Annotated in this window: 12 protein-coding genes; 5 read left to right on the plus strand and 7 right to left on the minus strand. The window is 74.1% G+C overall.

The window, feature by feature from the left end:
- Nucleotides 1–4: 4 nt before the first annotated feature.
- Both J2S46_RS09145 and J2S46_RS09150 read right to left on the minus strand, forming a co-directional pair.
- Nucleotides 5–1,135, minus strand: a complete 1,131-nt coding sequence (locus J2S46_RS09145; protein ID WP_191292333.1) for an aldose epimerase family protein — start codon at nt 1,133–1,135, stop codon at nt 5–7.
- A 104-nt stretch (nt 1,136–1,239) separates the two neighbouring features.
- Nucleotides 1,240–4,404, minus strand: a complete 3,165-nt coding sequence (locus tag J2S46_RS09150; protein ID WP_307349405.1) for an ATP-binding protein — start codon at nt 4,402–4,404, stop codon at nt 1,240–1,242.
- 252 nt (nt 4,405–4,656) lie between these two features.
- Between J2S46_RS09150 and J2S46_RS09155 the strand changes: the two genes are divergently transcribed.
- The 3 genes from J2S46_RS09155 (at nt 4,657) to J2S46_RS09165 (ending at nt 7,721) form a co-directional block, all read left to right on the plus strand.
- Entirely contained in the window at nt 4,657–5,613 is a 957-nt protein-coding gene (locus J2S46_RS09155) for a terpene synthase family protein (protein WP_191292277.1), read from the plus strand.
- Nucleotides 5,614–5,845: 232 nt separating this feature from the next.
- Nucleotides 5,846–7,369, plus strand: a complete 1,524-nt coding sequence (gene exaC / locus J2S46_RS09160; protein WP_191292276.1) for an acetaldehyde dehydrogenase ExaC — start codon at nt 5,846–5,848, stop codon at nt 7,367–7,369.
- A gap of 16 nt (nt 7,370–7,385) precedes the next feature.
- Nucleotides 7,386–7,721, plus strand: a complete 336-nt coding sequence (locus J2S46_RS09165) for a DUF779 domain-containing protein (protein ID WP_370882178.1) — start codon at nt 7,386–7,388, stop codon at nt 7,719–7,721.
- An 88-nt stretch (nt 7,722–7,809) separates the two neighbouring features.
- Here the strand turns inward: J2S46_RS09165 and J2S46_RS09170 are convergent, their stop codons facing one another.
- The 4 genes from J2S46_RS09170 to J2S46_RS09185 form a co-directional block, all read right to left on the minus strand.
- Entirely contained in the window at nt 7,810–8,982 is a 1,173-nt protein-coding gene (locus J2S46_RS09170; protein ID WP_191292275.1) for a polymorphic toxin type 44 domain-containing protein, read from the minus strand.
- 78 nt (nt 8,983–9,060) lie between these two features.
- A complete protein-coding gene (locus J2S46_RS09175; RefSeq protein WP_191292274.1) occupies nt 9,061–9,420 on the minus strand; it encodes a hypothetical protein in 360 nt (119 codons plus the stop codon).
- Between the two features lie 154 nt (nt 9,421–9,574).
- The gene (locus J2S46_RS09180) at nt 9,575–9,895 is read right to left on the minus strand and encodes an SHOCT domain-containing protein (RefSeq protein ID WP_229913072.1); all 321 of its coding nucleotides are present in this window, start codon (nt 9,893–9,895) and stop codon (nt 9,575–9,577) included.
- 7 nt (nt 9,896–9,902) lie between these two features.
- The gene (locus J2S46_RS09185; RefSeq protein ID WP_073925421.1) at nt 9,903–10,331 is read right to left on the minus strand and encodes a DUF6325 family protein; all 429 of its coding nucleotides are present in this window, start codon (nt 10,329–10,331) and stop codon (nt 9,903–9,905) included.
- Nucleotides 10,332–10,548: 217 nt separating this feature from the next.
- Here J2S46_RS09185 and J2S46_RS09190 point away from each other — a divergent pair, with 217 nt between their 5' ends.
- Nucleotides 10,549–10,872, plus strand: coding sequence for a nuclear transport factor 2 family protein (locus tag J2S46_RS09190; protein WP_191292273.1), 324 nt, complete (start codon nt 10,549–10,551; stop codon nt 10,870–10,872).
- A gap of 80 nt (nt 10,873–10,952) precedes the next feature.
- Here J2S46_RS09190 and J2S46_RS09195 read toward each other — a convergent pair whose 3' ends face one another.
- Nucleotides 10,953–12,236: a serine hydrolase domain-containing protein gene (locus J2S46_RS09195; RefSeq protein WP_191292272.1), complete on the minus strand. Its 1,284-nt coding sequence runs from the start codon at nt 12,234–12,236 to the stop codon at nt 10,953–10,955.
- Between the two features lie 160 nt (nt 12,237–12,396).
- On the opposite strand from J2S46_RS09195, the gene J2S46_RS09200 reads away from it, so the two are divergent.
- Nucleotides 12,397–12,972 carry an NUDIX hydrolase gene (locus J2S46_RS09200; protein ID WP_191292271.1) on the plus strand — a complete coding sequence of 192 codons (576 nt, stop codon included), beginning with the start codon at nt 12,397–12,399 and terminating at the stop codon, nt 12,970–12,972.
- Nucleotides 12,973–12,998 lie beyond the last annotated feature (26 nt).

Genomic DNA, 12,998 nt, shown 5'->3' on the forward strand with positions numbered 1-12,998 from the left:
CCGGTCAGTCGGTCGGTCGGTCGGTGACGCCCAGCCGCAGCACGGTGGTCGAGCGGAATTCCTGGCCGGGCCGCAGCTCGGTGCTCGGGTAGTCGGGGTGGTGCGGCGAGTCCGGGTGGTGCTGGGTCTCCAGGGCGATGCCCGAGTACGGGCCGTAGGGCACCCCGGCGGCGCCGGTCACCGCGCCGGTGAAGCCGTTGGCGGTGTAGACCTGCAGGCCGGGCTCGGTGGTGAGGACCTCCAGGGTGCGGCCGGAGACCGGGTCCTCCAGCAGCGCCGCGCGGGCCGGGGTGCCGTCGGCGGGGCGCTCGCGCAGCACCCAGTTGTGGTCGTAGCCGCCGGGGCCGGTCAGCTGGGGGTGGTGGTCGTGGATGGACTTGCCGACCGGCCGGGCGACGGTGAAGTCGAACGGCGTGCCGGCCACCGGCTCGTACGGGCCGTAGGGGATCTGCCGCTCGTCGACCGGGGTGTACGCGTCGGCGTCGACGGTGAGCAGGTGGCCGAGTACGTCGCCGCTGCCCTCGCCGGACAGGTTGACGTACGCGTGGTTGGTCAGGTTGACCACGGTGGGGTGGGTGCAGGTGGCGTGGTAGTCGATGGTCAACTCGCCCGCCGCCGAGAGGGTGTAGCTCACCTGGACGTCCAGCCCGCCGGGGAAGCCCTGGTCGCCGTCCGGGCTGTGCAGGTGCAGCCGGACCCCGCCCGGGATCTCCTGCGCCTGCCACATCCGGTTGGCGAAGCCGTCCGGGCCGCCGTGCAGGGTCACGCCGTTGCCGGTGGGCATCAGCGGGTGGTCCACGCCGTCGACGGTGATCCGGCTGCCGGCGATCCGGTTGGCGTAGCGGCCGACGGTGGCACCGTAGTGCCGGGCGGGGCCGAGCACGTGGGCCAGGTCGTCGCTGCTGAGCAGCAGTTGGGCGGTGGCGCCGGTGCGGTCGGGGGCCCGCAGGGTGTGCAGGGTGGCGCCGAGCGTCAGCACGCTCGCCTCGTACGGGCCGGCCCGCAGGGTCCAGCGTTCGAAGGCGGCGCCGGCGCCCGCGGGCTCGAAGGGCCCGTGCTCGACCGTCGTCCCGGGCGCGTCCGCCCCCGCTCCGCCGCCGCCCTCGCCGGTGTCCTGCCCGCCCGCCCGGTGCATCGCCATGACCTGCTCCTCAGTGGCCGCCGAGGCCCGGCCGGAGGGCCGCCCTCGCGTCGATATCTGTTCGAGTATGAGCGATCATGTCGCTCCCGGCGCACAGCCTATCGGGGGGTACAGCCTATCGGGGCCGGGGGCGCGAGGAGCCGCGACCGGCCCCGCGCGCCCCGGCGGCCGGGGCCCCGGTCCGGCCCTCCGCCGCCCCAGTCCTCCGTCGGCCCGGGCTGCTCGGCGCTCAGCCCGAGCGCGGCCGCCAGACCCTCCGCACCGGTGCCCGCCTTTCGGTGGACGGCCGCCAGCCTGCGGTGCACCAGGCTCAGCGGCACACCCAGTTCGAGCGCGATCCGCGGCGCCGGGACGCCCTTGACCGCCAGCGCGGCGACCTCCCACTCGGGCTGGCTGAGCGCGTCCTTGCTCACGGTGCGCAGCCGGTTCGGCCGCAGGCCGGACTTGGCCAGCTCGCGGCGGGCGCGGTCCACCAGCCCGTCGGCGGCGCAGTGCTGGGCCAGCTCGATGCCCTGGTAGAGGTACTCGGCGGCGTCGTCCAGGCGGCCGACCCGGCGCAGCGCGCACCCCAGGTCGACCAGCGCGACGGCGTGCTCGTAGCCGGCGGGCGACTGCCCGAGGTGGGTCACGGCGAGCTCCAGCAGCTCGACCGCCTTGGGCCCGTCGGCGATCTCGGCGTGCAACCGCAACGCCGTACCGATCGCGGAGGCGGCGCCGAAGGTCATCGCCCTGGCGACCGACTCCTCGGCCAACTCCCAGGCCCGGGTCGGGTCTTCGCGGGCCAGCGCGACCGCGAGGTGACCGGCCCAGGGCGCCCACACGGTGTTGTGCCAGCCGCGCTCGGCGAGCTCGCCGCCGACCCGGGTGAGGGTGGCGGCGGCGGCCACGTGCTTGCCCTTGGCGAGCAGCAACTTGCCGTACAGCGAGGGCGCGTCGGGCAGCACCATCGCGGTCGGGTGGTAGGGCGGCCCGAAGGAGTACTTCTGTGACAGCTCCCAGGCCTCGTCGACCCGGCCGCGGGCCAGCAGGGTGTCGATCAGCACGCCGACGGTGTCCCACTGGAGCGGCAGGCCGGGCCCGATCCGCTCGGACAGCCGCAGGCTCCGGCGCAGGAAGTCCTCGGCCTCGGCGAGCAGGCCGCGGCGGAACCGGGTGAGGCCCATCAGGAAGTAGGCGAAGCCGCGGTGGGCACCGCTCCAGCCGGCCAGCTCGAACTCCATGATGGCGTCGGAGAAGAGGCGTTCGGCGAGCGCCAGCCGGTCGGTGTAGGTGCAGGTCAGCCCGATGATGGCGGGCAGCTCGAAGCCCCAGGTGGTGTTGGTCCACTGCAGGCCGTCGGGCAGCCGGCCGTCCTCCAGCGCCTCCTCCACCAGCGAGAGCGCGACGGCGGCCGGCTCGCCGCGCAGGGTGAGGTCCCAGGCGCGCATCGCGAGGACGGCGCGCTCGGCGGTGCCGCGCCCCTGCAGCCCGCGCCAGAGCTCCTCCAGCCGCCGGGAGCGGGCCGGTCCGTCCTCCTCGGCCTTCTGCCCGGCCTGCCACATGAGGGAGGCGGCCTCCAGGCGGAGCCGGCCCGCCGGGTCCTTGGTGCGGGCGATCTCGTCCTTGCAGACCTGGGCGGCCGCGATCAGCTGGCCGCTGTGGGCCAGCGCCTCGGAGAGCCGGAAGGTGGCGTCCACCCGCAGTTCGGAGCGGAGTCCTTCGTCCGGGTCGAGCGCGAGGCGCAGCTGGTTGACGGTGGCGACCGGGTCGGTGAGCAGCGCGGAGCAGCCGAGTTCGTACAGCACCTCGGCCCGGTAGTCCTCGTCCGGCGGTTCGCTGAGGGCGCGCTTGAGGCAGGCCTGGGCCGCCTCGGGGGCGCCGATGGCGAGGTGTTCGGCGGCGGCGCGGCGCAGTTTGCGCACCGTCCGGTCGTCGCCCTCGGGGTGGGTGGCGATCAGGTGGCGGGAGGCCGCGATCAGGCCGAGGCCGGCGTTCTCGATCTCGGTGAAGGCGACGCCGTGCATGCCGGTGCGGGCGGCGTCCGGCATGGTCTTGTAGATCGAGGTGCCGATCAGCGGGTGGACGAACTCCAGGTTCCCGCCGGGCACCTGGGTGAGCACCCGGTGCTTGCGCAGCTCCTTGATCGACTCGCGGGCGGCCTCCCGGCTCAGCGCGGAGATCCGGGTGGCCAGGTCGGGGTTGATGTCGGTGCCGAGCAGGGCGGCGGCCCAGGCGAAGCGCAGGGTGGTGGTGCCGAGCTTCTCCAGCCAGGTCTTGAGGGTCATCCCGCGGGCCTCGGCGGCGAGTTCGCCGAGCATCGGGGTGTTCTCCTCGACCGGTTCGAGGTCCTGGTCGATCACCTTGCCGATCAGCGCGGTGGCGTCGTAGGGGTTGCCGCGGGTGACCGACCAGACCTCGTAGCAGAACGGCTCCTCGGCCCCGGGGCCGAGCGCGTCGCGGACGATCTCCGACATGGAGTCGGGGGTGAGCGGGCGCAGTTCGTGCCGGCGGGTGGCCTGTCCGGCGATGGCCTGCTGGTACGGGAGCGCCTCCGGGGTGAACTCGTCGCCGTCGCGGTAGGCGGTGACCAGCAGGACGGGCAGTTCGCGGGAGCGGACGGCGAAGGCCGACAGCCAGCTGAGCGACTCCAGGTCGGCCCAGTGCAGGTCGTCGACGATCATCACCAACGGGGCCCGGCGCGGGGCGAGTTGGGTGAGCACGTAGTCGAGGCCGTCGCGGATGCCCTGCGGGTCGATGGCGACCGCCTCGCTGCCGGGGCGGAACAGGCCGATCGCGGGGCCGACGGTGTCGTACCAGTTGCCGAAGACCTCCTGGCGTTCGGACTCGGTGAGCCCGCCGAGCACCGGCTGGAGCAGCTGGCGCAGGACGTGGTACGGCTCGGTGTACTGCTGCTCGCCGCCTCGTGCGAACAGCACGGTGCAGCGCTCCCGGGTGTGGGCGCGCCGGCGGACCTCGTGCAGCAGGCTGGTCTTCCCGAGGCCCGCCTGGCCGGAGAAGATGAGCAGTTCGCCGATCTCGGTGCCGCCGGCCGCGAACTCGCGGCAGAGCTTGTCCACGGCGAGTTCGGCCGAGTGGACCTCGGAGTCGCGGTCGCGCAGCTTGGTCCGGCTCCCGGCGGCGGGCGGCCCGTCCGGGCGGCCCTCGGGTTCGACGCGGGCCTCGGGACCGGGCCGGGCGTCGGTCCGACGATCCGTCAGCCCGCCCTCGGCCCCGCGTCCGTCCGCGCGCTCGTTCCCGCTCCGCAGTTCGCTTCCCTCGGCCACCGCTGCACCCTCCGCCTCGCCGATCCATGGTCCTGCCGATCCATGGCCCTGTCGCCGACACTAGCGCCGCCGGGGGCGCTTGGGGCGGCATTCGCGCAGGCGGAGGGGGGAATCGAGGGTTCGGAACCGGCGCCCAGGGCAATTGCCCTGTTATCCCTAACGTCCGATCATTCCATCAGATACCCTCAGCCCCGCGGGGCGCAGTTGATCTTGCGGCAAGTGACCCACAACCCCCACGACACTGGGAGTCCGATGTCTGACGGCAGCTCACTTCGCAATCCCTTCCCGCACCGGCGCAGTCCCCACACCGCCGAGGCCGCCGAACTGCATCGGGCCTGGCTGGAGCGGCATCCGCTGCTCCACGCCGAAGGCGCCGTCGGCCACACCGACTACGCGCACTGGGAGGTCGTCGACCTCGCCGCACTCGGCTACCCCGACGCCGGGCCCGAGGAACTCGCCCTCGCCGCCGACCTGATGGGCTTCTACTTCCTCTTCGACGACCAGTTCGACGGACCGCTCGGCCGCCGTCCCGCCGAGGTGGCGGTCATCTGCGACCGGCTCGCAGCGGTCCTCCACGGCGCGAAGCCCGATCCGCACTCCCCCGCCGAGACCGCGTTCGCCGACCTCTGGGAGCGCAGCGTCCTCGACATGCCCGCCCGCTGGAGAGCGCGCGCCGCCTACAACTGGGAGTGGTACTTCGCCAGCCACCCCGCCGAGGCGGCCGGCCGGATCTCCGAGAGACCCCCGGACCGTGACGGCTACCTCGCGCTGCGCCGCGGGACCGCCGCCATGGAGACCATCTTCGACATGATCGAGCGGCTCGGCCGCTTCCAGGTGCCGCTGGCCGCCCACCACCACCCGGTGCTGCGCCAGCTCCGCCAGCTGGCGGCCGACATACCGTCACTCAGCAACGACGTCCGCTCCTACCCCAAGGAAGCCCCCACCGGCGACGTCAACAACCTGGTGATGATCGTCCAGCGGGAGCACGGCTGCTCGGCCGAGGCGGCCTGCGCGCTGGTCACCGCCGAGGCCCAGCTGATGATCGGCCGCTGCACCGAACTGGTGACCCAACTCCCCGAGACCTACCTGGCGCTGGGCCTGGACCCGGCCGAACGGGAGCTCGCGCAGCGCTACGCGCAGGGCCTGACCGACTGGCTCGCCGGCTACCTCCACTGGGAGGCCAGGACCGGCCGCTACCGGGTGGCCTGAACCCCGCGCGCGGACGGGCGGACCGCCACCTTCCGTGGGCGTCCCCGTACGCACCGTGGCGGGAGGCGCCGCACCGGGCTAGTGTTCGCGGCGGCGGGCACCCGGCCCCACCGTGGTGGACGGGTGCCCGGATCGAGCATCCGCCAGTCCTTCCGCCGGGCCGCCCGCGGCCCGACACGCCGCCCCGGGCCGGCCGGGGCGGCGCCCGTCGCAGCGAGGAGTCACCAGAAGCATGACGGTCTACCAGCCCCCGGGGCAGCCCGGAAGCATCGTCACCTACCGCCCCCGGTACGAGCACTGGATCGGCGGCGAGTGGCGGCCCCCGGTCCGCGGCCAGTACTTCCAGAACCCGACCCCGGTGACCGGCGAGATATTCTGCGAGGTCGCCCGGGGCACCGCCGAGGACGTCGAGGCCGCCCTGGACGCGGCCCACGCCGCCGCCCCCGCCTGGGGCCGCACCTCCCCCGCCGACCGCGCCCAGGTGCTGCTGCGGATCGCCGACCGGATGGCCGGGCACCTGGAGGAGCTGGCCGTCGCGGAGAGCTGGGAGAACGGCAAGCCGGTGCGCGAGACGCTGGCCGCCGACCTGCCGCTCGCCGTCGACCACCTGCGCTACTTCGCCGGCGCGCTGCGGGCCCAGGAGGGCGGCCTCTCGCAGATCGACGACGACACGGTGGCGTACCACTTCCACGAGCCGCTGGGCGTGGTCGGCCAGATCATCCCGTGGAACTTCCCGCTGCTGATGGCGGTCTGGAAGCTCGCCCCGGCCCTCGCGGCCGGCAACGCGGTGGTGCTCAAGCCGGCCGAGCAGACCCCGGCGTCCGTCCTCCTGCTGGTCGACCTGGTCGCCGATCTGCTGCCGCCCGGCGTGCTGAACGTGGTCAGCGGCTTCGGGGTGGAGGCCGGCAAGCCGCTCGCGTCCAGCAGCCGGGTCCGGAAGATCGCCTTCACCGGCGAGACCACCACCGGCCGGCTGATCCTGCAGTACGCCAGCAGCAACCTGATCCCGGTCAGCCTGGAGCTGGGCGGCAAGAGCCCCAACCTGTTCTTCGCCGACGTCGCGGCCGAGCAGGACGCCTTCTACGACAAGGCGCTGGAGGGCTTCGCGATGTTCGCCCTCAACCAGGGCGAGGTGTGCACCTGCCCGAGCCGGGCGCTGATCCAGTCCTCGATCTACGACCGCTTCCTCGGCGACGGCCTGGAGCGGGTGCGCGCGATGCGGCAGGGCAACCCGCTGGACACCGACACCCAGGTGGGCGCCCAGGCCAGCAACGACCAGCTGGAGAAGATCCTCGCGTACATCGAGATCGGCCAGGCCGAGGGCGCCAAGGTGCTGGCCGGCGGCGAGCGGGTGGACCTCGGCGGCGCGCTGTCCGGCGGGTACTACGTCGCGCCGACGGTCTTCGAGGGCGACAACAGCATGCGGATCTTCCAGGAGGAGATCTTCGGCCCGGTGGTCGCGGTCACCCGCTTCGACGACTTCGCCGACGGCATCGAGATCGCCAACGACACCCTGTACGGGCTGGGCGCGGGCGTCTGGAGCCGCGACGGCAGTGTCGCCTACCGGGCCGGGCGGGCGATCCAAGCGGGCCGGGTGTGGACCAACTGCTACCACGCCTACCCCGCGCACGCGGCGTTCGGCGGCTACAAGAACTCCGGCATCGGCCGGGAGACCCACCGGGTGGCGCTGGAGCACTACCAGCAGACCAAGAACCTGCTGGTGAGCTACTCGCCGCAGGCCCTCGGGTTCTTCTAGGGTGGCCGCCTCCCGGGTGGCCGTCAGCACCGCGGCCGCCGACCTGCTGCGACGGCTTGCGGCCGAGCACGGCCCGCTGATGTTCCACCAGTCCGGCGGCTGCTGCGACGGGTCGGCGCCGATGTGCTACCCGGCCGGGGAGTTCCTCACCTCGGAGGCCGACCACCTGCTCGGCGAGCTGCTGGTGGAGGGGCTCGACCCGATCCCGGTCTGGATCGGCCGCGACCAGTACGCCTACTGGTCGCACACCCACCTCACCATCGACGTGGTGCCCGGCCGCGGCAGCGGGTTCTCCCTCGAAACCCCGACCGGCCTGCGCTTCCTGACCCGCTCCCGGCTGCTGGAGGCATGACGCCCGGCAGGCTGCCGGACCCGGCGACGGGCGGCGGGCCGGGGTGGGCGACCGTGGCGGCCGCCCGCCCCGGCCCGCGCCGGGCCGGTCAGTTCGGCCAGGGCCGCACCTGCGTCATGGCGGTGTCCCCGGCCCGCCGCCTGGCCTCCATGTCGTCGACCAGCTTCAGGATCGCCGCGTCCATCTGCTCCTTGGTCATGCTGTCGCCGTACTTCTCGTACAGGTCCATCCCGGCCTTCATCGACATGTCGTCCCCGGGGTCGTTGGTCCCGGTACTGGCGACACCGCCGTTGGCGCCCTCCATCAGCTCCGGGCGGCTGATGCCGGCGGCCCGGCCGACGTAGCCGTAGTGGATGTTGGAGTAGATGTCGTCCGACACCGACACCTCACGGCCGGGCACCTTGAAGTAGAAGTCGTTCTTCGACTGAAGGTCGAACTTCTTCTCCAGCTGCGGCTTGTGGTCCCACGGGCCGCCGGTCTTCACCAGCTGGTACCAGAGCGCGAGGCCGGTGCCACGGGAGCCCAGCCCGGCCCCCGGCGAGATCACGGTCAGCGGCCCCTCGCTGGTCCTCATCAGCCCCCGGATCTTCGCCACCTCGGGGGAGGCGCTGTTGGTCCTCATCTCACCGAAGATGAACTCGGACGACTCCCGGAACTTGTACTCCCCCAGCCCGCCCTTGGCGGCGGTCACGTCCCCGTACCCACCGGGGTTGAACTCCATGTCGTCGGCGCCGGTGTCCTGCCACAGCGCCCAGGCGGCGGCCCGGTCCGCCTCGTGGGCCCGGGCCCGGGCGTTGATGATGGCCTTGGAGAGCTGCTTGCTGACGTCCTCCTCCCACTCCAGGGCCTGGGAGAAGTCGATCCGCCCGCCCCAGGTGTCCGGGTCGGTCGTCACGGGGCGCAGCGGCTTCACCTCGCCGCCCGGGCCGACGGTCCGGCCCATCTTCGGCGCCTCCACGTCGGTGAGCCGGCGCAGCTCCAGGCGGGCGATCTCGATCTCGCGGTGGGCGTCCACCAGGACGCCGTGGATCGCCTCGGCCTCCTTGGTGGCGTCCCGGAGCTCCTTGGAGACCTTGTCCATGAAGGGCTTGGCGGCGTCGGCGTCCGCGCCCTGCCAGTCGGAGTCGCGGACCGGGACGACGACCCGGTCCCGGTAGGCGTCCTGCTGCTCCCCGAGCGGCTTGATCGCCGCCTGCCACTTGGCGGCGGCCTCGGCCAGTTCTTCCAGCGGTGCGGCCAGCACCTGTTCGTAGCTGAGCATGTCTCCCCCGAAGCTGTCGTGTGTCGTCGGCCCGCGGACGGCGGGCGGGTGCTGCTGCCGGTGTCGGTCGACGACCGCTCAGTGGTAGTGCGCGCCGATCTCGGCCATCCGGCTCGCGATGGCGGTCTCGGTGGCGCTGTGCCCGTCGGCGTTGATGGTGAGGTTGCGGCTGGTGAGGTCGACGGCCTCGGTCACCGAGGCCAGTTGCTTGCGCCAGCGCTCGGCCGCGTCGCCCAGGGCCGCGCCGAGTTCGAACTGCCGGGCCTTCAGCTTGTCGGCCGCGCGGTAGCTGGGCTCCTCGGGGGCGCGGGCGGCGTCCAGCGCGACCGCGATGTCGTGGGCGGCGCCGGCCGCCAGCCGGAGCGCCGTCGGGTTCACCTTGATGCCGCCGCTCGCGCCGTCGGCCGGCTGCGCGCTGTTCAGCCGTGTTCCGGGCATGCCTGATGCGGTACTGCTGACTGCCATGTTCTCCCCCGTGCTGGTCGTCCGGGGAGAGTCACCCCCGGAGCCGTGCCGATGATCTTAACGGACACGGCCGGAGCGCCCCGGCCTGGGCGGGGCACTCCGGCCCGCCCAGGCCGGTGGCGCGTCGTCAGGCGCCGAGCAGCAGGGCCTTCGCGGTGCTGAACTCCTCGGGGGTGAGCAGGCCCTGCCCGACCATCCGGCCGAGCTCGGTCAGCTTGTCGGCCAGGTCGGGCCCGGGCGCCGCGGCGGGGCCGGCGGCGCCGGGGGCGTCCGGGCCCGGGACGGGCGCCGGGTACGGCGGCCGGGCCGGCCGGCCGGCCCCCTCCGCCGGGCGGGCGGCCCGGCCGGCCGCGTACACCGCGCCGCCCACCACCAGCCCGCGGACCAGCGGGGCCCCTACCGGCCGGCGGACCCGCAGCGGGCGGATCGGGCGCATGGGTCCGAACACGTCGTCCTCACTTCCCGGCCGCACGGCGCGCCTCGGCGGCACGGACGGCCTCTTCGATGTTCTCCGGCGGGATCCGCACCCCGGAGGCGATCCGCCCGCCGACCGCCCGCAGGGCGTCGGCGGCGGCCTGCGCCCAGACGTGCTCGATCAGGACGATCAGCGCCACCGATCCCGGCTCCAGCAGTTCGGCCGCCTCCTGGGCGTCCTCCGGTCCGATCAGCGGGAGTTCGGCGCCGCCGCCGGGGACCACCCCGTCGAGGTGCTCGAAGTCGGCGAGCTCGCCGTACGTGGTCTCGCCGTCGGGGCGGCGGGTGACCACCAGGGAGTCGATCACCCTGATGTCGCCGCCGGTGCTCAGTTTGGCCAGGGCCGCCGCGGCCTCGATGGTGATGGTCTCCTGCGGGAACGTCAGGACGAGCAGTTCGGCCGGCCCCATGCCGGGCTCCCTTCGGCGCGCGATTCACCCATAGGCGGATGGAAACACACGAACGGACCGATTCGCCGACGCGCCGCGCGCGGATCGCGGCTGCGGCGGTGGCTGCCCTCACCGTGGAGGAGGGGCCGTGTCCGGCGCTTTCCGGGCGCGGCCGCCCGCCCACCGTGCGCGACGCCGGCCCCGGCCGGGCGCGACACCGACCCCAAGGAGAGAACCGATGGCCATCGCCGTTGACAAACTGTCGGACCCGGCGGTCCGCGCCCTGGTAGCCGCGATCAACGCGGGTGACCGGGCGGCGTTCCACGACACCCTCGCGCCGGGCGCGACGATGTCCGACGACGGGAGCGACCGCGACCTCGACGACTGGACCGAGCGGGAGATCTTCTCCTCGCGCGGGCACATGGACGTCCGGTCGGAGTCCTCCGCGGGACGGGCGCTGATCGCCGACTACCGCAACGACACCTGGGGCGAGATGCGCACCGCCTGGCGGTTCACGGTCGACGGCGGGAAGATCACCCGCTTCGAGACCGGCCAGGCCTGACCTGCCCCGCTCCTCCCGGCGGCCGGCCCGGGCCGCCGTGGCCCGGGCCGGCTCCGCGCGTACGGGGGCCGGCCCTGCCGTCAGGCCCCGCCGGTCGCCGCCAGGCAGTCCCGGACGGCCTTGATCAGGGTGCGGGAGCGGATGTCGCCCGTCACGCCCGGCTGCATCCCGTTGGTCACGTACCCGAAGCCGATCCCCAGCTCCGGGTCGGCGAAGCCGAGCGAGCCGCCCCGGCCCGGGTGCCCGAAGCTCGCGGGCGACCCCATCAGCGAGGTGGGTCCGTGCCGGAAGAAGCCGAGGCCGAAGGTCGAGTTGACGATCAGGACCTTGTCCGGGCCGCTGACGGCCGGCCCGATCGCCCGGGCCAGCAGCGCGGGCCCGAGCAGCGGGCGCGGCGGCATCTCCCAGCCGGACGCGGCGGAGGGCCCGCCGGAGGCCCAGCCGTCCCGGTCGGCGGCGCCGATCAGGGCGGCGTAGAAGCGGGCCAGCGAGCGGGCGGTGCCGATGCCGCCGGCGCCGGGGATCTCGGCCGCCTGCACGGCGGGGTCGTTGAGGTTCACCACCGAGCGGACCGAGGCGAAGGCCCGGGCGGTCAGCGAGGCGGGGTCGCGGTAGGCGTCCACCACCGCCTGCTTGGGCCGCACCCGCAGCCCGGAGGGCCCGGCCTGGGCGGCCTCCGGGGCGGGCAGGTCGACCAGCCTGCCGACCCGGGGCGCGGCACCGGACGGCAGGCCGATCCACAGGTCCAGCCCCAGCGGGCGGGCGATCTCCTCGGCGAAGTACTGGCCCACGGTGCGCCCGCTGACCCGCCGGATCACCTCGCCGACCAGCCAGCCGAAGGTGTAGGGGTGGTACCCGTGCGCCGTGCCGGGCTCCCAGGCGGGGGCCTGGGCGGCGACGGCGGCGGCCGCCGGCTCCCAGGTGAGGACGTCCTCCAGGCGCAGCGGCACGTCCAGGGCGGGCAGTCCGGCCTGGTGGGAGAGCAGCCAGTGCACCGGCAGCCGGCCCTTGCCCTCGGCGGCGAACTCGGGCCAGTAGGAGGCGACCGGCGCGTCCAGGTCGAGCAGCCCGCGTTCGGCCAGGTGCAGGGCGGCGGCCGCGGTCAGGCCCTTGGTGACGGAGCGGAGCACCTGGGCGGTGTCGGCCGTCCAGGGCACGGCCGGCGCGGGCCGTCCGCCGACCTCGGGGCGGGAGTCGCCGCCCCAGAGGTCGACCACCTTGCGGCCGCGCACGTACAGCGCGAAGGCCGCGCCGAGTTCGCCGTACTCGCGGAAGTTCCGGGTGAACGCCTCGCGCACCGGCTCGAAGCCCTCGGCCGTCTCGCCCCAGATCTCCACCGCGCCACCTTCTCCGACGTGTCCCATTGGTGCGGCGGCCGGTCCGGGCCGCCGTCGCGGGTCCCGGCCCGTAGCCGTACCGAACGATCATCCGACGATCCGGCTGCCGCCCTGGTCGAAACCCTATCCGGACCGCGTCCCGGCGACCTGCCCGCACCGGGGCCGGGGCGTCGGTACCGTGATCGCCATGACCGACCACACCACGCCCGCCGCCGGCCTGCCGGACGCCGCCCCCGCCGGGGCGTCCCCGGTTCCCGCCGATCCCGCCGAAGAACTGCTGGACGTCGTCGACGCGCAGGACCGGGTGACCGGCACGGCGCCGCGCCGCGAGGTCTACCGGCTGGGGCTGACCCACCGCTGCGTCTTCATCCTGGTCCGGAACCCGCAGGGGCGGATCTTCGTGCACCGGCGCACGGACACCAAGATGTTCGCGCCCGGGGCGTACGACATGTTCGTCGGCGGCGTGGTCGGCGCCGGGGAGACCTACGAGGTCGCGGCGGTGCGCGAGGCCGAGGAGGAGCTCGGGGTGAGCGGCGTCCGGCCGCGCCCGCTCTTCAAGTACCTCTTCGAGCAGGGCCGGCTCTCCTGGTGGTGCGACGTGTACGAGGCCGTCTGGGACGGCCCGGTCGCGCCGCAGGTGGAGGAGGTCGCCTGGCACGACTGGCTGACCGAGGCGGAGCTGGCGGCGCGGCTCACCGAGTGGGACTTCGTGCCGGACGGCCGGGAGGCCTACCGGCGCTACCTGGAGTTCGCCGCCTCCTGACCGCACGGATCCCTGGGCCCCGGCCC

The organism is Kitasatospora herbaricolor (assembly GCF_030813695.1).
In the GTDB taxonomy this organism is placed as follows: Bacteria; Actinomycetota; Actinomycetes; order Streptomycetales; family Streptomycetaceae; genus Kitasatospora; species Kitasatospora herbaricolor.

Coding starts and splice junctions, on each gene's coding strand:
- J2S46_RS09145 (WP_191292333.1), bottom strand. CDS start 1,135: ATGCACCGGGCGGGCGGGCAGGACACCGGCGAGGGCGGCGGCGGAGCG.
- J2S46_RS09155 (WP_191292277.1), top strand. CDS start 4,657: ATGTCTGACGGCAGCTCACTTCGCAATCCCTTCCCGCACCGGCGCAGT.
- exaC (WP_191292276.1), top strand. CDS start 5,846: ATGACGGTCTACCAGCCCCCGGGGCAGCCCGGAAGCATCGTCACCTAC.
- J2S46_RS09170 (WP_191292275.1), bottom strand. CDS start 8,982: ATGCTCAGCTACGAACAGGTGCTGGCCGCACCGCTGGAAGAACTGGCC.
- J2S46_RS09175 (WP_191292274.1), bottom strand. CDS start 9,420: ATGCCCGGAACACGGCTGAACAGCGCGCAGCCGGCCGACGGCGCGAGC.
- J2S46_RS09185 (WP_073925421.1), bottom strand. CDS start 10,331: ATGGGGCCGGCCGAACTGCTCGTCCTGACGTTCCCGCAGGAGACCATC.
- J2S46_RS09190 (WP_191292273.1), top strand. CDS start 10,549: ATGGCCATCGCCGTTGACAAACTGTCGGACCCGGCGGTCCGCGCCCTG.
- J2S46_RS09195 (WP_191292272.1), bottom strand. CDS start 12,236: ATGGGACACGTCGGAGAAGGTGGCGCGGTGGAGATCTGGGGCGAGACG.
- J2S46_RS09200 (WP_191292271.1), top strand. CDS start 12,397: ATGACCGACCACACCACGCCCGCCGCCGGCCTGCCGGACGCCGCCCCC.